The following is a 16,735-nucleotide window of genomic DNA, read 5'->3' on the forward strand; positions in this document are numbered from 1 at the left end:
CCGCAGTCCCGTGAAAGGCCCTCTGGTGAAAGACCGCAGTCCCGTGAAAGGCCCTCTGGTGAAAGACCGCAGTCCCGTGAAAGGCCCTCTGGTGAAAGACCGCAGTCCCGTGAAAGAACAGGTGAAAGGCCCTCTGGTGAAAGACCACAGTCCAGGGAAAATGCGGAACCTGCTGCTGTCAGCAGGCCTGAGATCGCAAGCAAACCATCCCCTATTAGCAGCAAGTTCAGGCCTCATGCGAACGACCTTATAGGCACTTTCAGTGCCCGCTTCCTGGATGGGAATGATAGGGTCGTCAATGAGACTGCTGTGAGGGATCTTGTTAATACTCTCAGGGATTACCAGAACGAGGTAAAAACAGTTGTCTTTGATGGAGTTGTCACACAGAGGATACTGGACATAGCGGCTGACAAGGGCATAGAGAACCTTGTAGGTGCAAAGGTCGGAAGCGTCACCAAAAGGCCGGCCTCAGTAAGAATATTCACTGCAGATGCATTGTGATCCTGTCCGGTGGTGCCATGCATGGCACCATAATCTTTATTTATTTTTACTGTTATTATTTCTACAGTAGATGGAATAATCTTATATTGTAATCATTAATCATTTGCTTTTCTCACATATATTTATGTAGTAAATACTCGGCAATATTCTTCCGGGAAAATGTCTTTATTTTGAATATCGCAAATATAGTCCGGTTGATATTTTATACTGTGCGGGATGTACAATATCGTGCTCCTGAAGGTTGGTATTATAGGTTGGTTGGTATGCACAAGGATGAGTTGATACAATTACACACTTTAATGGCTCAAATCAAAAGACACTTTGAGTACATGGGTATAGATTACGAGTTCAGCCACTATGATTCGCTGGCTATAAGCCCTTTACATGTCCACAGGAGCAAGGCAGAGCACAAGCATGCGATATTTGTGCTGGGAAATGACCTGGCTTCTGTCTTCTCAAAGGATGATATGTCGGGGATGGGACGTACTTCTACGAGGATGCAGGAACTTGCCCAGCGGGCCGGTATACGTGCTATAAAGAGCTCTTGAGGTATATCTATATAATATCCTCCAGTCTGTAAACAGGCCTGAAGGGTAGGTTTGGTACATTGTTTAAGAAACCACCTGTTGCACTTCTTGTAACAGGTGTCAGTCTCTTTTTCATAACAATGCCGTCCTCGTCGTCTGAGTAGTAGCCATGCTGGATCCAGCAGGGGATAAAGCCTATCTTTTGATAGAGCCTCTGTGCCTCACGATTGCTCAGTCTGACTTCCAGACTGGCAAAGGCCAGCATTTTTTCCCGGAAGATGTCTGTAATGGCATCAAGCAGATGCGTGCCGGTACCATAGCCTCTGTAACGTTCCCTTACAGCAAGTGAGAATATCCTCCCCTCTTCACCCGATATCTGGTAGCCGACAACAAAACCGGTTATATGCTCCCCCTCCTCAGCAACCAGGAAACACTCGCTGTTCATCTCATAGAAGTTCATGTAGATGAACGGGTTATGCTCGGCAAATGCCTCTGATTCTATTTCAAGTACCTCTGAAAAATCATTTGGTTCAAAGTTCCTGACGATCATTTCCCTTTAAAGTCCCCCATTACTCCTCTGCCCTCACAGTTTTTTAACATGACGCAGGTCCACTGCAACACCTCTTCCGGATCTCTGCATTTCCATGCCGCTCATCACGGCTCTGCCAACACACAGGGCCTTCTCGCCGCATATGAACACTTCATCGCCCGGTCTTATAAGAGGGTCCGCTTCGATAACTCCGGGAGCCAGCAGGGAGCCTTTTGGCACAAAGTCATCTATTCTTACCTGATAACTCCCGAAAGGCACCATAAGCTCCGTTCCTTCGATAGTGACTGCAAGAGTGCCATATTGGGGGATGAGGGTAACGAGCTGTTTCTTTGCGGTGAATATCTGATACTTAGGATAGGGACCCTTTACGACCGAGTCTGCAGGTACAAGGACAGTACCTGCTCCCTTTCCGAACTGGTAGTCGGCTATGGAGCGTATCATGTCCTTCTTTCTTTCCTCGACATTGCGGGACTTCCCATCACTGTACCTCTCTACTTCCTCCTTCAGTCGCCTGAGAGCCTCATGGGAGCTAACGTTGCCGGAACCTGTGAATATCATCTCGATGCCCAGCCTCCGGGAAACCGTTTCGCATATCTCCCTGTAAGCATCTTCCACATGGGCGATGATAGTCCTGTACTGATTCTTTGTAAGGTATTTCTCAAGGCAGCCTGCCACCCATTCCCTTTCCTGTGCATCCCAGTATCCTGTGACCGCTGTATCGTAATGTGCGGCGGGGTATGTCAGCTCCAGTTCCCTGGGGACTATACCGATAGGCGATGTGATTATCACTTCATGGACGTACCTGCGGTTGCTTCCGATAGCATTGATGAACTTCCAGTGGGATTTAGAGATAGAATAGGGCTTTTTAGCCGAGCAGGGCAGCAATACCAGTATGTCAGCCTCAGGAGGAGTGTATCTTTCAAGGACGCGTGTGGCAAAGCGCACGATCTCCACCCTTGATAGCGACTCTGTGCTGTTTGCCAGCATCTCATTGGACCTTGCAATAGGATTGTTTTCCTCTATATACTTATATTCGCTGTCAGCCAGCCGAAGTAAAGCAGTAAGCCAGGGTCGTGTCCTGCATTGTCCTTCAACATATTCCCTCAATGTGCCGGCACGGATCTTTTCCCTGACAAGGGCAATCTCACTTTCCTGTGCATTGAGGTTGTGCATCTCAAGGACCTTTGCACGTTTCCTCCTATCCTGGGATCTCAGTTCATCGGCAGTGGTGCCAGCACATGCCACACACCTGCAGGGCAGCTCGGCAAGGGAGTCAAGGTGGAACCTGCCTGCAGACGTAAGGTAGATGTCGCTGTGTGCTGCAATTATAGCTTTAGTGTTGTCCAGGAGATCTATGCCCAGGTAAACAAGCAGTGCAACGTTCTCCGGAAGGCAGATGTTGGGAGTGTAAATGGCAGTATCGGGTGCAACATCCCTTTTCATCTCAAGCAGCATGTTGAAGAACCGTCTTGCATTGTTCTCAAAGCATCCTGCCCCTTCCATTACATACAGGTCGCTATCCCTGATCCTCTGTGAATGCCGGTAGATGGTCCCAATGGGACCTGTTATGTCAAAATCAAGATCCTTGGCAGCAGAGTTTGCTACATCATCAGGGACCTCAGGGGGGAATGATTGGTGAGGGAGGATGATGAGCGCGTTATCTCCCGCAGAGTTGCGTATATTGTTAAGCTCTTCCCGGGCCGCTTCTGCACAGCCGAGTTTCCAGAGGGATCCAGCGTCAACTATGGGACTTTCCGGGGAGCCCAGGGTCCGGCTTTCTACTATGAATGGTGTCTGGATGGTCTTGCCCAACAGCAGTTTTCCTATCCTTGCAGCTCCGTCGCGTTGCTGTACCTCAAAGTATCGTGTCATTGCTGCCTAATGGGTGTAGATAGATGTAAAGTTTTGCATTCACCAATAAGTTTAAATCCCTCAAACTTAGTAAAAACTGATTCCATGCAAAAGACCGATCTACTGGACAAATTGCAGGAGATTGTGGGGAAAGAAAGAGTTTCCGCATCTGCTGCCGAACTTTATTGCTATTCGTTCGATGCTTCCCAGGTAAGGGGACTGCCTGAATTCGTTATCAGGCCAACTACTACTGCACAGGTATCAGCTGTAGTGAGGCTCGCCTGGGAAAAAGAGATATCGGTCACTGCACGTGGCGCTGGCACGGGTCTTGCGGGCGGCTCTGTTCCGGTGGAAGGTGGCATTGTACTTGACATGTCTTCAATGAATAAGATACTTGAAATGGATTTTGACAATCTTCAGGTGATCGTGGAGCCCGGCATCGTCCAGGAGAAACTGAACCTGGCCCTTGAGCCATATGGCTTCTTCTTCCCTCCTGATCCGGGCAGTTCTGCGATGTGCACCCTTGGCGGGCTTATAGCGAATAACGGAAGTGGCATGCGTTCTGTCAAGTATGGTACGACCCGCAACTACGTGCTTGGACTTGAAGTGGTTCTTGCGGACGGCACTGTTATCAACACCGGTTCAAAGACAATAAAATCAGTGGCAGGCTATTCCCTGACCGATCTTTTTGTCGGCTCTGAGGGAACACTTGGCATTATCACAAAGGCAATACTGAAGGTACGTGCCCTGCCAAAAGAGCGTTCAGTGCTGCTTGCTTCCTTTGAGAACCCCGAGTTTGCGGGCAAGGCAGTGGTAAAGGTGCTGTCCTCAGGAATAGTACCTTCTGCATGTGAGATCCTTGACAGTAATATAATAGATGCAATTAACACCTATGACCCGAAGGTAGGGCTCCCCCGGGCAGGAGCTATCCTGCTGTTCGAGATGGACGGGACAGAGAGCGCAGTGCGTGAAGGCATTACCATGATAGAGGATGCCTGCAGTTCACTGGCTACAGGCATCAGGGCCGCGACCAACAAAAAGGAAAGGGAAGAGATATGGGCGGCAAGAAGGCTTGTCGGTGCGGCGGTATCAAGACTTGATCCCATGCGTACCCGTGTATATCTGGGTGAGGACATCGGCGTTCCTATAAAGGAGATTCCCAGGATGCTTCACAAGGTCCGGGAGATATCCGAAGAGTTTGACCTTCCCATCATGACCTACGGGCATATCGGTGACGGAAACCTCCACACCGGAATGTGCATTGACATGCTTGACGATAAGGACTGGGACAAGCTGAACAAAGCAGCCGATAAGATACACCGCACTGCTATCTCCATAGGAGGCACCGTAACAGCAGAACATGGCGTTGGCAGTGCAAGAGCGGAATACCTCGAACTGGAACTTGGCAAAGCCCTTGATGTGATGATACTTATCAAAAAGGCACTTGACCCCAAGGGGATACTCAATCCCGGCAAGATGGGGGTCTGAAGATGACAGAATCTGATATGCGTTCCATACTGAAGTGTGTCCGTTGCGGAACCTGCCGCTCCGTATGTCCCATATTTGATGTGGTCGGCTGGGAGTCATCAAGCTCCCGGGGGCGCATGCTTATAGCACACGGCATTTCCCAGGGCCTGGAAGTGGATGAGGGTGTGCTCAACAGCCTGAACATGTGTACCACCTGTGGTATCTGCGAGCAGTTGTGCCCGTCAGGTGCAGCCCCTCCTAAAGTGGTGGAGCACACAAGGCACCAGCTGGTACTGCATGGCAAGATGACCCAGGCCCAGAGAGATATCGCATCCAGGGCCAACGAACTTGGCAACACTCTTGGTGAGACCGGGGAGCGTATGGCATGGCTTGGTGAGTCCCGGGCCGATGTGAAGGAAAAGGCCGACTATGTTTATTTCGCAGGCTGCCTGGGCTCCTACAGGTACCCGGAACTTGCCAAACGCACATTCGATATTCTCAAGAAATTCGGTGTGACAGTCCTGAAGGATGAAGTATGCTGTGGTTCTCCTCTCCTGAGAACCGGCTCTGACCCTCTGGAGCTTATCTCAAAGAACCTGGAGCAGATCAAGGCAACAGGCGCCCACACCATAATCACAGGATGTGCCGGCTGCTATACGACTTTGAGGAACGATTATCCGGATAACCTGAAAGTTGTCCACGTTTCCGAGTTCCTTGCAGAGCGCCTGGCTGAGATGGATCTGAAAAAGCTCGACCTGAAAGTATCCTATCACGACCCCTGTCATCTGGGAAGGTGTAACGGCGTATTCGATGCACCAAGGGATATCATTACCAGTATCTGCGACCTTAAGGAAATGAAGAACATCCGTGAGAAGTCCAGGTGCTGCGGCGCAGGCGGCGGCGTGCTAAAAGGCTATCCTGAGCTGTCCCAGGAGCTATCAAAGAAACGCGCGGAGGATATCCCCGAGGGAGTCGACTATCTTGTCACTTCATGCCCTCTCTGCAGGACAAACCTCAAGCGTGGCGGCCCGAAGGTAGAAGTGCTGGATATAATCGACCTGCTGGAAATGGCGATGGAACAGAAGCCATAGTCTTATTTTATTTTTTATACCCGGTTCATTGTTCTTCAATTGTACTGCAGTTCTGTTGCACAATCAGTAATATAAAGGGTTAATATCATAATGACACTCACATTCTTTCGTTGGTCATGTTAGTGCTGCAAGTCGTTAGGGTATGAGGAGTGAACATGAATAAAAATGAGAATATCTCTGGCAAAGATAATAACAGGGCAACCGAAGAGGAACAAAAACCTGCTTTGGGAGAAGCTGATATAGATTATCAGTTCACTTCACGTGAAACTGCAAAAAGCTCATCTTTTAAGAGATTTCCTGTAGTAGGCATCGGCGCCTCGGCAGGCGGGCTGGCTGCCCTGGGGGAGTTCTTCTCGGCGATGTCTGCAGATACGAGCTTAGAGATGGCGTTTGTCGTGGTGCAGCATCTTGCACCTGACCGTAAGAGCATGCTTTGCGAGATAATCGCGCGTTATACGGGCATGCAGGTCTATGAGGTCAAGGACGGGATGGCTATCAGGCCGGACTGCATATATATTATTCCTCCCAGCAAGGACATGATCATTGTGGACGGTACGTTGCATCTAGTGGAACCGGCCAAAGCGCGCGGTCATCGCATGCCCATCAATTCATTCTTCTCGTCCCTTGCATCGGACCAGGAGGAGTGGGCCATAGGCATCATACTATCGGGCACTGGCAGCGACGGTACACAGGGAATAGAGGCCATCAAGGCTAAAGGTGGCATGGTGATGGCCCAGAATCCCGAATCCAGCGAGTACAACGGTATGCCAAAAAGTGCTATTGAAACCGGTTTTGTGGACTACGTACTGGAACCTGCCGAGATGTCGGCTCAGTTGAACGAGTATGTATCCCGTAGATATGGGGAAAGACCAGATCAGAACTCGGACATCGAAAGAGCGATGAAGACGATAATTGGCGAACTGCTCAAACAGACCGGTCACGACTTTTCCCAGTACAAGCCTCAAACACTGGAGCGGCGTATGGCTCGTCGCATGGTGGTCAACAATATCAGGCATGTGGAAGGATACGCTAACTTCTTAAAACACAAACCTGAGGAGACAGAGGCCCTCTTTTTTGATCTGCTTATCAGCGTTACCAACTTCTTCCGCAATCCCAAGGTTTTTGACGCGCTCCAGGAAAAAGTGATACCTGAGCTCTTTAAAGGCAAATCCGTGAAAGAACCCGTCCGTATCTGGGTGGCGGGTTGCTCTACAGGTGAGGAGGCTTATTCCATAGGCATCCTGCTCCAGGAATACATTGAAAGGCTGGAGCAGAACTTCAAAATACAGATATTTGCCACGGATATTGACAACAGGAGCATCGAGAAGGCCCGTAAGGGAGTATATCCTGCAAGTATCTCCGATGACGTCCCGCCTGAGAGGTTGAAGCGTTTTTTCAGCTATGATCCGGAAAGCGAAAAATTCACCATCCTGGAGAGTGTCCGCAGCATGGTAATCTTTTCCAATCATGACTTGATCAAGGACCCACCTTTTTCCAAGATCGACCTGATCAGTTGCCGCAATCTGCTGATATATCTGAATAAAGAGGTACAGAACTATATCATTCCCATGTTCAATCACTCATTGGGACCGGGAGGTATACTCCTGCTCGGCTCTTCCGAGAGTGTCAGGAGTTTCCCGGAACTCTTCGAGACGGTGGACCAGCAGTCGCGGATCTATAGAAATAAAGGCGCAGACAAGGGATATCGTCTTGGGGTGGATACATTCTTTTCACCCCGTCTGTCAGGAAGTGCACAGCGGAGCCCTTCCGTCAAACCCATGGTCGCGGATAGGCTCCAGATGCGTGAGCTGACCGAAAGGAACCTGTTGCATCAGTACGCTCCGGCAGGTGCACTTGTGAACGAACAGGGAGATATCATCTATCTGCACGGCAATGCCAAGCTGTACCTTGAAGTGCATTCCGGGGAGCCCAGTAACAATATCCTGAAGATGGCACGTGAAGGATTGCAGGAAGGATTGACCATGGCCCTGCGCAAGGCAGTGGTCATTAAAGGCTGCGCCGTCAGTCCCGGTTTGCGTGTCAGTGTAAACGGCGACTTTACAAACGTGGATGTCACAGTGCGCCCTGTGGAGGAAACAATTGACAGGAAACTGTTCCTGATTACCTTTGACCTTCATCCGCAACCCCTGCCTGATAGCAAGATCAGAAAGCCCTCAAAGACTGAAGAACAAACGTCAGGAGAAGAGGACAAAGAAATTATTGCATCCCTGAAGGAAGAGCTAAGCACCACGGAGGAGTATCTGAGTGCTTCCAACGAGGAGCTGTCAGTGTCCAACGAAGATCTCAGGGTCTCCAACGAAGAACTTCAGTCCCTTAATGAGGAGTTCCTGTCGACGAACGAGGAACTGGAAACTTCAAGGGAAGAACTGCAGTCCCTGAACGAGGAACTGTCCACAGTGAACGTTCAGCTACAGAACAAGATCGAAGAACTGACATATATTCACGAGGACATGAGCAGGATGCTGGCAGGCACTGGTATTGGTCTCATTTTCGTAGACAGCCAGCTGCGTGTTCAGAGATTCACCCCCGCAGCCACGAAGATAATCAACCTGATACCCACGGATGTTGGAAGGCCTATAGGGCATATTGTGACGAACCTCTCAGAATATGACCATCTTACCAGGGACATACGGACCGTGCTGGACAATCTGGTTTCCCTGTACGTAGAGGTCCGCACCCATACAGATGAGTGGTACATGTTGTCGATCCTGCCCTATAGTTCTCAGAAGAGTAACCTGGAAGGTGTAGCTATAGCATTAGTAGATGTCACAAAATTAAAACATCTTCAAGAAACGCACACTGAAACTCTTCGCCGCCTGGCTGCTGTAGTGCATGACTCAAGTGAGGCTATTGTGCTCCAGGATACTGAAGGCAAGATTCTGGCATGGAATCCTAAGGCTGAGAAAATATACGGCTGGAGTGAAGAAGAAGCCCTGGGCATGAATATCAGCTGTCTTGTCCCTGATGAAAATAAGGAAGAAGCTTTGGCCATACTGAAGAAAATGGTTGAAGGCGAAATTATAGAGCCATATCATATCCAAAGGATCACCAAAGATGATCAGATACTGGAAGTATGGACAATAGCCAACGCACTAGTGGATAAAGACGATCAAGTTTATGCAATTGCAACCATTGAACGGATGGCTTCATGGAAGGAGCGCAAAAGTTAGACGGCTGACAAAGCAGTCCAATATTATTTGTTTAAAAATGCTCCTTTCTTATCATTATACCTTTAAACATCAATGATAAGCTTTGATTGCTTCCTGTAGTATTCGAACAGCTCTTTTCCCCAGTCAAAGGTTGCAGGGCTGCAAATATGCAGCTTTTTTGGATCATATATGCCGTTCATTGTAAACAGCTTGAACTCCATAAAGTCACCTGAGAGAATAAAAGATGCAAATTCAAGCTTTTCTGGGTAAAGATAAAATGATACAAGTCCAAGGTCTATTATTTCCTTGAAGTTCTCATAGTAATCCTGTCTGATTTTCTCGTAAACCTCACGGGAGATGATGACCGAAACTTCCATGCCGTAATCTGCCATTTCCATATAGAAGTCATGGAATGTGGGATGCACTATTGAACTGATCTCAAACCAGTACTTTAAACCATTTGCATTTTCCAGCAGCTTCTCATCACCTTCAAAAACATCGCATATGTTCGTATCAATTATGGTACATGTGCCAATGTTAGGTAATCTTTCCAGAAGAGGTTCGGGTATGAAGTCTAAATAATGGGTTCCCATATAATCACAGTTGCCTCCAAAAGTCTCGGCCGTGCACAGGAAAGACGCCATTTTCTTTGCTATCAGCCTTCCAATCGTTGTCAGTTTGTATGAATCCTTATGTTTGGATATAAGATGGCTCTTTAAAAGCATCTTCATCTGGGGCAACAGTCCCGATCTGGTCGTGCCCAGTACTACAAGGAGTGTTTCCATTTCCTGCGGACTTTCCAGTAATATCAGAAGTATCCTCTTTCTTTTCTCTGACGCAAGCAGTACTTCTTCTATTGGCTTTTTTATCAAGTCCCCTCCACGAAGAGGTACATTTAATTTGCACTGACACAGAATCTCTATCAGCATAAATGATGAAAACGTTAGATTTTTGCATCAGGCAGAAGAGCCGGATTTGCCATGAACCGGCCTGTCTTCAGTTTTCAATGCACCTTATCCATATTATCCGCTAATTGAGGTTCTTTATATTGCAGTAGTACTTTGCACTTATTATTCTATCGGTAAAAAAAGAAGTGCATAAGGTATCATGCTGGAAATCTCATCTTAGTCTCCTTCCGATCAGCAGCAACCCCAGGGCAGCAACAGCAGCCAATGCCCCAAATCCCGGCAGCGATGCTACCGGCTCCGGGTCCTCCGCGGAAGTGTCATCTTCTGCCTCCACATTTTGCGGAGCATTCATTATCTGTTCTTCACTCTCATTTTCTTGTCTATAAGACTCCATAAGGTCATCATACCCTGAAAATCCAGCATTCTCCTCCCCGGCATCTTCATACCCGTTCATTTCCCGCAGCTCGGTATAATTGACATTGAGCCTGTTGGTTACAAGCGTGGTCGGGTATAGCCCGCCGTCAATGTCCGCTCCCAGGATATCATAAACTATGGCAGAGCCGTCCTCTGACCAGTAGACCCCATACATCTCTGCGCGGTCCCAGTCCATGGGTGTATGCTTCGTATTTTCCTTATAGAAAGGAAGAAGCTCCCTGTGGATGAGTTCATTTGAGTCCACCGACATGATATCAAGAGCATACTGGGCGTTCCTGCCGTCTCCCAAATGAACTAGCTTTGGTGCTGCATACATCCTGCTGTCAGGAGAAAAAGCAACAGCATAGCAGCCCATAGTGCTGACATCCTTTATTCTTATCTCCCTGGGCTTTTCCGTGCTATTGAGGGCATAGTCCTCGATACCCATATCAGAACTCACAGTAAAAACCTTCAGATATATGGAGCAATTGCCGTCGGGACTGACAGTACTCCTTGGCGTGAGCTCGTCATTCAATTGCACAAGTGAATGCTTCCCATCCTCGCTCTGTCTGGCCATCTCATGCATTGCAATGCTTTCAGGGTTTGTATATGAGATCGCATAGAACTCCTCTTCCCCTATATTCTCATCTATACTGGTCACAGGGCTACCCATCGCAGAAGCAACCTGCAGAATAATAAAAACTAAGCTGATTATCCCCACTATTATATTCAAATGCATACCTCCCATTTATCGTACATTCCTATGTGTACACTGTTAATTTGCGCGAATGTATTAAAAAAGTAACGTTTTTATTCCATCTTATTTAAAGGCAATTGCATTTTTATTTTTTTCGGGAAGATATCGTGCCATCTTAGCTGGTTGCATTGCAATGGCACTTCTTATCGTTACCACCCGCTCTTGGGTCCCTTTTCCGAGCTTCTCGGGATCAGGCAGTTCCATGTGTTACCTACAAGGTCCAGCCTTCCCGCGCGCTTTAAGCCTTCATAGACAAGAGTATGGTTCCCCGGTTCTCTGTAATGCAGCATGGCGCGCTGGATGCTCTTTTCTTTCTGGGAGGTTGCGACGTAGACCTTCTTACCGGTGAACGGGTCCAGGCCGGTGTGGAACATGCATGTGGCGGCTGTCATGGGGGTCGGGGTGAAGTCCTGCACCTGTCTGGTATACCTGCCGGTGTCGCGGATGTATTCGGCGGTGGCGATCATATCCTCAAGGGTACAACCGGGATGACCTGAAATCAGGAAGGCAACAAGGTACTGGTCCTTGCCAAGCTTCCTGTTTATCTCCTTGTATTTCTGCTCGAATCTCTCAAAGGTCTTCCTGTCAGGTTTTTTCATGACAGCTGTGACCCTGTCGGAATAGTGCTCGGGTGCCACCTTGAGCTGGCCGCTGACGTGATGGGCACATAGCTCTTCCATATACTGCTCATCAAGCAATGCCAGGTCGTAGCGCACACCATAGCCCACGAACACCTTGGATATGCCGGGCAGTTCCCTGAGTCTTTGCATCAGCTCTATCAGTTTACTGTGGCTGGTGTTCATGGACAGGCAGACCTGCGGGTAAAGGCAGAACTTGTTCTTGCATGCTCCGGAGCTCTCCCATTTCTTGCAGTCCATGCCGTACATGTTTGCCGAGGGACCGCCAAGCCCGTTAACAGTGCCGTTGAATCCCCTGATATCCCTGAAGCTTTCAGCCTCCCTGAGAATCGACCCGATGCTGCGGCTGCGTATCATGCGTCCCTGGTGCATGACTATCGCGCAGAATGAGCATGAACCAAAGCAGCCTCTGTGAGTGGTGATAGAGAATTTGACCATGTCCAGGGCAGGTATCTTTTCCGGGTATGAGGGGTGAGCCTCCCTGGTAAACGGCAGTTCGTAAACACGGTCGAGCTCTTCCTGGCTTAATGGCCTCATAGGCTTGTTCTGCACGACCACGGTCTTTGGGTGTACCTGCACTATCCCGTGCCCGCAGAAAGGGTCCTGTTCCTCGAAAACCGTTTTGAAGGCTTTTGCGTAGATTGCCTTGTCCTTTGAAACTTCCACGTATGGAGGTATCTCCATATATTCGCTAAGTAGCTCCTCTTTCTTTTCCTTCCAGCTTTTGATGTCCATTTTCCACACAGTGCCGTCAACGTCAGAGATCTGGCTGGCAGGCGTGCCATTTTTCAGTTTGTCGGCAATGGCAAGCATCTGCAGTTCGCCCATACCATAGACCAGCAGGTCAGCGGGCGCATCGGCGAGGATGGACTGGCGTACCTTTTCAGACCAGTAGTCATACTGGGCAAAGCGGCGCAGTGATGCTTCTATGCCTCCGATGATAACGGGAACATCGGGGTACGCTTCCTTGAGCCGGTTGGTGTAGACAATGCATGCCCTGTTTGGCCTCAGCCCGGCTTTATTGCCCGGTGAGTAAGCATCGTCATGGCGCAGTCGCTTTGATGGAGTATAATTGCTTACCATTGAGTCGGTGTTCCCCGCGCTTACGGCAAAGCACAGGCGCGGTTTTCCAAGTTTGGTGAAGTCTGCAATATTTTCCCAACCCGGCTGTGCAATAACACCTACCCTGTACCCGGCATCTTCAAGCACCCTGCCTATGATGCTGGTGCCAAACCCCGGGTGGTCTACGTATGCATCGCCGGTGACGATGATAATATCGAGCTCTCCCCAGCCTTTCCTGTGTACCTCATCAGGGCTCATGGGGAGGAATCGGGGAGTATGGTTTTGTCCTGTGGTCCTTTCTTTTCTTGCCATGGTGTATCTTAGAATCTTAATTAGAATCTTAAAAAGCCCCGGGACATCTTCAGTGACATCCCTATCTGACCGTTCACATCGTCAGAGGTGCTGGTGCCGTGTCCGGGGTAAAGTGTCTTTACATCAAGCTCTGTAAGCTTGCTTATGGATGCGGTCAGTGCGGAAGGACTTCCTCCTTCAAAATCAGTGCGCCCAATGCTGCCGTCGGGAAAAACCGTATCCCCGGAGAACAGGCTCTTTGATGCGGGCTCATAGAGGCAGATGCCCCCGGGTGTGTGGCCCGGCGTGTGTATAACTTCCAGCTCCTCGTCCTCTCCTATCCTTATCTTCTGCCCGTTCTCAAGCAGTATGTCCGGCTCAATATGCGGTGACCTGCGTCCAAAGAGGGATGCTGCATTAACATCATCATTTTTGAGCAGGGGCGCATCATCAGTGTGGATGGCTACCTTTGCACCGCTCTTTTTTGCTATTTCCCCTGCAGCAGCGGTATGGTCAAAATGGCAATGGGTGAGTATGATAAGCTCAATTTCTTTGATATCTGTTTCCTTCTCAATGGCAGCTATGAGCGCAGATGTGTTAATTCCTGTATCCACCAGCACCTTTGCATTGATGAGGTACGAATTGGCATCGTAAAGGCCTGCGTTGAAATGTTTGACTTGCATGTTCGTTTAAACTCCTGGATATGAGTGATATTAATTATATGGGTGGTCAATGGGGTAATGGTAACAAGGTTCAGATGCCAAATACCTTGCGTGTATTTCGAACTGTCGATATGGCTACTTCGGATGCATCTATTCCCTTCAGGGCGGCTATCTGCGGAACAGAGTCCGCTACGAATGCAGGCTCGTTCCTGCCCTTCCTGGGTGACAGGTAGGGACTGTCCGTTTCTATGAGCATGTTCTCAAGAGGCAGGTGTTTTGCTATTGAGCGATGATGCCCGGAGAAGCAGACCAGCGTGGGGACAGATACGAAATGACCTGCGTCCACGATCTCCCGCATAGTTTCCAGGGAGCCTCCGTAGCAGTGAAATACCACGGTGTCAAGGTCATGGCTAAGTTTGAGGGCGATGTCCTCGGCCTCCCTGCCGTGGATAACAAGTGTCTTGTTATACTTGCGGGCAATGTCTATGACCTGCCGGAACACTTCTATCTGCCGCTGACGGCCGCTCTCAGTTTCACAGTAATGGAAATCAAGCCCCGCTTCGCCGACTCCCACAGCCCTGTCAATGTTCCTTTCTATCTGGGAGAGTATCTGGCTGATCTTCTCATCGCTGGTATCCGGGACCATCTGGGGATTGAGCCCTAAGGTGGCATGGATGAAGTCGTATTTTTTTGCAAGCTCAAGTGAGGCTGCATTGGTAATGTAATCCACTCCGGAATTTATCATTGCGATGACACCTTCCTGCCTGGCTCTTTCAATGGCCTCACTGCGGTCACGGCTGAACTTTGGAAAATCGAGGTGGCAGTGGGAATCGATTATTTCATATTGCATATATAGGCCTTCAGGTTCTGGCCAGTTAGTGGCAGGTATCTGCCATTAAACCAGATATAAAAAAGTACAATTACTCTTATCCTTAAGGCTTTTCCGGGATAAGAGCATGTGTCCTGACTTTCTGTGGTGCAGTTATTACTGCATGCTCCAGAGCTTTTTCTTTTCAAGCAGGAGATTGATGGCTGTAACAAGCGCGTCCACTGAGGCTGTCACGATGTCAGCACTTGCGGAGTGCGCGGTTACCACGCGCCCTTCTTCATCCTCCACGCCAATAGTGACCTCAGCAAGGGCATCACTGCCACCTGTGATAGCCTCTATCCTGAAATCGCGGATCTTTATTTTGGTGTAACCATCAAGCATGCTTGCGACTGCCTTGAGTGAGGCATCAATGGGTCCCACACCAAAGTTCGAGGCAGTGACCTCACGATCGCCCACTACAGCCCTCACTACTGCTGTTGGCGTTGTGAGGTTGCTTGTCATCACTGAGAACTCTTTGAGCTTGATAGTCTCATGCCCGAGATTCTTGCCAAGGACTGCCGAGGCTACAGCATGAAGATCAGCGTCGCATATACGCTTGCCGCGGTTTGCGATTATCTTGATCCTGCTGAGTATCTCGTCCAGTTGCTCTTCGGTGGGCTGGATACCGATATCGCAGAGGGATTGCTTGACAGCATGTTTGCCTGCATGCTTTCCGAGCACTATGCGCCTCTTGTGGCCCACCATCTCAGGTGTCATGATGCCCGGCTCGAAAGTATCTGCCTTTTCAAGGACGCCGTGGGTATGTATGCCGGACTCGTGGGCGAATGCATTGTCTCCTACGATGGGTGTGTTGGGAGGCACGTGTATGCCAGTAAAGTTCTCTACCATCTTTGAGGTTTCGAGCAGGTACTCCGTGTTGATGTTGGTCTTTGCACCGTATATGGACTGCAGGCACATTACGACCTGTGCAAGGTTCGCATTGCCCGCACGCTCGCCAATGCCGTTGATCGTTACCTGGACCTGGCTTGCACCGGCCTCTACAGCCATGAGGCTGTTGGCGACTGCAATGCCAAAGTCGTTGTGGCAGTGAACGTCAATGGGCATGTTGACCTCTTTGTGGATGTTCCTGATAAGCTCATACATTCCGGATGGTGACATTATTCCTACTGTATCGGGAACGTTAATTATGTCGCATCCTGCTCCTTCAACAGCTTTGTACACTTCTATAAGATAGTCAAGATCAGTCCTGGTGGCATCCATTGCAGAGAACATGCATTTTATGCCGTGGTCCTTGATGTATTCCACGGTGTCCACGGCCATGGTGACGACCTCTTCGCGCGTCTTTTTTATGGTGTGGATCCTCTGTATGTCGGATGTTGAGACAAAGGTATGCACCATGTCTACACCACAGTCTATACATGCGTCAAGGTCTTTTCGCAGTACGCGGGCAAGACCACAGACATCAAGACTAAGTCCTTCGCTGGCAATCGCTCTTACATTCTGCTTTTCCCCTTCTGACGAGATGGGGAATCCGGCCTCGAGAACGTCTACTCCGAGTTTGTCGAGTTGCCGTGCAATCTTAAGTTTTTGCTCGTTGGTAAGGGATACGCCGGGTGTTTGTTCACCGTCGCGCAATGTCGTATCAAAAATAGTCTTATGTTTGCCTATAATCGGTTCATCGCTGTAAAAAGCGATCCCTCAGTTGTACGGTTGGGTTCATAATAATCATTCCGGCTTGTAATTAATCATATATAAAGTCTCTGTTAATGTATTTAGTTCTATGTAATGTAAAGTGACAATTCATGTCCTAAGCTGCTTATTCATGTCCTATGCTGCTTTTTACTTCTCCTCTGCCGTGTTATTGTCTATTCTTTCCTGCTGTGCGGAAGCCTTTTATATGAACGTGCGCTTTTAGTGCTGCTCTCAATCACGAGGTTGATACGGCTTTAAGCTGGTGTCACTTTCCGGAGAGGCTTGCCTGAAAAGGCAGGTACTAATATATCATACAATCTCAATA

Annotated in this window: 12 protein-coding genes and 1 pseudogene; 5 read left to right on the top strand and 8 right to left on the bottom strand. The window is 49.0% G+C overall.

Annotation, left to right across the window (positions count from 1 at the left end; genetic code table 11):
- Positions 1 to 501: pseudogene (locus Q8J68_RS02225) on the top strand (DNA primase); the annotation flags it as partial.
- A 263-nt stretch (positions 502 to 764) separates the two neighbouring features.
- The gene (locus tag Q8J68_RS02230; protein WP_015053714.1) at positions 765 to 1,049 is read left to right on the top strand and encodes a UPF0058 family protein; all 285 of its coding nucleotides are present in this window, start codon (positions 765 to 767) and stop codon (positions 1,047 to 1,049) included.
- 7 nt (positions 1,050 to 1,056) lie between these two features.
- Here Q8J68_RS02230 and rimI read toward each other — a convergent pair whose 3' ends face one another.
- The gene (gene rimI, locus Q8J68_RS02235) at positions 1,057 to 1,578 is read right to left on the bottom strand and encodes a ribosomal protein S18-alanine N-acetyltransferase (protein WP_305309929.1); all 522 of its coding nucleotides are present in this window, start codon (positions 1,576 to 1,578) and stop codon (positions 1,057 to 1,059) included.
- A gap of 33 nt (positions 1,579 to 1,611) precedes the next feature.
- A complete protein-coding gene (gene arcS, locus Q8J68_RS02240; RefSeq protein ID WP_305309930.1) occupies positions 1,612 to 3,450 on the bottom strand; it encodes an archaeosine synthase subunit alpha in 1,839 nt (612 codons plus the stop codon).
- An 84-nt stretch (positions 3,451 to 3,534) separates the two neighbouring features.
- Here arcS and Q8J68_RS02245 point away from each other — a divergent pair, with 84 nt between their 5' ends.
- The 3 genes from Q8J68_RS02245 to Q8J68_RS02255 all read left to right on the top strand — a co-directional run bounded on the left by Q8J68_RS02245 (position 3,535) and on the right by Q8J68_RS02255 (position 9,178).
- Positions 3,535 to 4,917, top strand: coding sequence for an FAD-binding oxidoreductase (locus tag Q8J68_RS02245; RefSeq protein ID WP_305309931.1), 1,383 nt, complete (start codon positions 3,535 to 3,537; stop codon positions 4,915 to 4,917).
- Between the two features lie 2 nt (positions 4,918 to 4,919).
- On the top strand, positions 4,920 to 5,987 hold the full coding sequence (locus Q8J68_RS02250) for a (Fe-S)-binding protein (RefSeq protein ID WP_305309932.1): 1,068 nt from the start codon (positions 4,920 to 4,922) through the stop codon (positions 5,985 to 5,987).
- 155 nt (positions 5,988 to 6,142) lie between these two features.
- Positions 6,143 to 9,178, top strand: a complete 3,036-nt coding sequence (locus tag Q8J68_RS02255) for a chemotaxis protein CheB (protein WP_305309933.1) — start codon at positions 6,143 to 6,145, stop codon at positions 9,176 to 9,178.
- A 62-nt stretch (positions 9,179 to 9,240) separates the two neighbouring features.
- Here Q8J68_RS02255 and Q8J68_RS02260 read toward each other — a convergent pair whose 3' ends face one another.
- The 6 genes from Q8J68_RS02260 to Q8J68_RS02285 form a co-directional block, all read right to left on the bottom strand.
- Positions 9,241 to 10,029, bottom strand: a complete 789-nt coding sequence (locus Q8J68_RS02260; protein ID WP_305309934.1) for a winged helix-turn-helix domain-containing protein — start codon at positions 10,027 to 10,029, stop codon at positions 9,241 to 9,243.
- A 247-nt stretch (positions 10,030 to 10,276) separates the two neighbouring features.
- Positions 10,277 to 11,212 (bottom strand): hypothetical protein, encoded by a 936-nt coding sequence (locus Q8J68_RS02265; protein WP_305309935.1) that lies wholly within the window; start codon positions 11,210 to 11,212, stop codon positions 10,277 to 10,279.
- Between the two features lie 173 nt (positions 11,213 to 11,385).
- The gene (locus Q8J68_RS02270; RefSeq protein ID WP_305309936.1) at positions 11,386 to 13,248 is read right to left on the bottom strand and encodes a YgiQ family radical SAM protein; all 1,863 of its coding nucleotides are present in this window, start codon (positions 13,246 to 13,248) and stop codon (positions 11,386 to 11,388) included.
- 20 nt (positions 13,249 to 13,268) lie between these two features.
- Positions 13,269 to 13,910, bottom strand: coding sequence for an MBL fold metallo-hydrolase (locus tag Q8J68_RS02275; protein ID WP_305309937.1), 642 nt, complete (start codon positions 13,908 to 13,910; stop codon positions 13,269 to 13,271).
- Positions 13,911 to 13,980: 70 nt separating this feature from the next.
- The gene (locus Q8J68_RS02280) at positions 13,981 to 14,739 is read right to left on the bottom strand and encodes a TatD family hydrolase (RefSeq protein WP_305309938.1); all 759 of its coding nucleotides are present in this window, start codon (positions 14,737 to 14,739) and stop codon (positions 13,981 to 13,983) included.
- A 135-nt stretch (positions 14,740 to 14,874) separates the two neighbouring features.
- Positions 14,875 to 16,386: a 2-isopropylmalate synthase gene (locus tag Q8J68_RS02285; RefSeq protein ID WP_305309939.1), complete on the bottom strand. Its 1,512-nt coding sequence runs from the start codon at positions 16,384 to 16,386 to the stop codon at positions 14,875 to 14,877.
- Between the last annotated feature and the right edge of the window lie 349 nt (positions 16,387 to 16,735).

The sequence above is a fragment of the Methanolobus sp. genome, assembly GCF_030682845.1.
In the GTDB taxonomy this organism is placed as follows: domain Archaea; phylum Halobacteriota; class Methanosarcinia; order Methanosarcinales; family Methanosarcinaceae; genus Methanolobus.

What these genes read in the sequence shown, in the direction of transcription:
- Q8J68_RS02230 (WP_015053714.1), top strand. Translation starts at nt 765, where the DNA reads ATGCACAAGGATGAGTTGATACAATTACACACTTTAATGGCTCAAATC.
- rimI (WP_305309929.1), bottom strand. Translation starts at nt 1,578, where the DNA reads ATGATCGTCAGGAACTTTGAACCAAATGATTTTTCAGAGGTACTTGAA.
- arcS (WP_305309930.1), bottom strand. Translation starts at nt 3,450, where the DNA reads ATGACACGATACTTTGAGGTACAGCAACGCGACGGAGCTGCAAGGATA.
- Q8J68_RS02245 (WP_305309931.1), top strand. Translation starts at nt 3,535, where the DNA reads ATGCAAAAGACCGATCTACTGGACAAATTGCAGGAGATTGTGGGGAAA.
- Q8J68_RS02250 (WP_305309932.1), top strand. Translation starts at nt 4,920, where the DNA reads ATGACAGAATCTGATATGCGTTCCATACTGAAGTGTGTCCGTTGCGGA.
- Q8J68_RS02255 (WP_305309933.1), top strand. Translation starts at nt 6,143, where the DNA reads ATGAATAAAAATGAGAATATCTCTGGCAAAGATAATAACAGGGCAACC.
- Q8J68_RS02270 (WP_305309936.1), bottom strand. Translation starts at nt 13,248, where the DNA reads ATGGCAAGAAAAGAAAGGACCACAGGACAAAACCATACTCCCCGATTC.
- Q8J68_RS02275 (WP_305309937.1), bottom strand. Translation starts at nt 13,910, where the DNA reads ATGCAAGTCAAACATTTCAACGCAGGCCTTTACGATGCCAATTCGTAC.
- Q8J68_RS02280 (WP_305309938.1), bottom strand. Translation starts at nt 14,739, where the DNA reads ATGCAATATGAAATAATCGATTCCCACTGCCACCTCGATTTTCCAAAG.